The organism is Streptomyces sp. SID1328 (assembly GCF_009865595.1).
In the GTDB taxonomy this organism is placed as follows: domain Bacteria; phylum Actinomycetota; class Actinomycetes; order Streptomycetales; family Streptomycetaceae; genus Streptomyces; species Streptomyces griseoluteus.
Map to the genome: position 1 here is coordinate 1 of NZ_WWKH01000689.1, position 735 is coordinate 735.

Genomic DNA, 735 nt, shown 5'->3' on the forward strand with positions numbered 1-735 from the left:
CAGGACGACTCGCCGCAGATGAAGATGATCGCCGCGCTGCGCAACCAGTTCGGCGGCCACGCCGTCGAGAAGAAGGGCTGACCCGCCGTGGGGGACCTCCTGCTGGTCCGCCACGGCGAGACGGAGTGGAGCAGGTCGGGCCAGCACACGAGCTGGACCGATCTGGCCCTCACCGAGCACGGTGAGGAGCAGGCGCGTTCGCTGACCCCGCTCCTCGCCGGCCGGGGCTTCGCACTCACCCTGACCAGCCCGCTCGGCCGTGCCCGGCGCACCGCCGAGCTGGCGGGCGTGACCGGCGCCGAGCCCGAGCCGGACCTGCGTGAGTGGGACTACGGCGGCTACGAGGGCATCACCACCGTCGACATCCACCGCACCCGGCCCGACTGGGACCTGTGGACCGACGGGGCGGTGCCCGGCCCCGAGGGGCACCCCGGCGAGTCGCCCGAGCAGATCGGGGCGCGCGTCGACCGGGTGCTGGCCCGCGTGGAGAAGGCGCTGGACGCGGACAACGGTGACGTCCTGCTCGTCGCGCACGGACATGTGCTGCGGGTGCTGACGGCCCGCAGGCTGGGCCTGCCGCCCAGCGAGGGACGACTGTTCCAGCTGGCCACGGGCACCGTGAGCCGGCTCTCCACCGAGCACGGCCGCCCCGTGATCGCGGAGTGGAACCGGCTGCCCTGAGGCGCGAGACGGCCCGGAGCGACCTGCTGGTCGCTCCGGGCCGTTCGCACGTCC

General features: G+C 74.1%; 1 protein-coding gene. It reads left to right on the forward strand.

What is annotated here, in order from left to right:
* Positions 1–87 precede the first annotated feature (87 nt).
* Positions 88–681, forward strand: a complete 594-nt coding sequence (locus tag GT030_RS21985; protein ID WP_161202563.1) for a histidine phosphatase family protein — start codon at positions 88–90, stop codon at positions 679–681.
* The last annotated feature ends 54 nt before the right edge of the window (positions 682–735 follow it).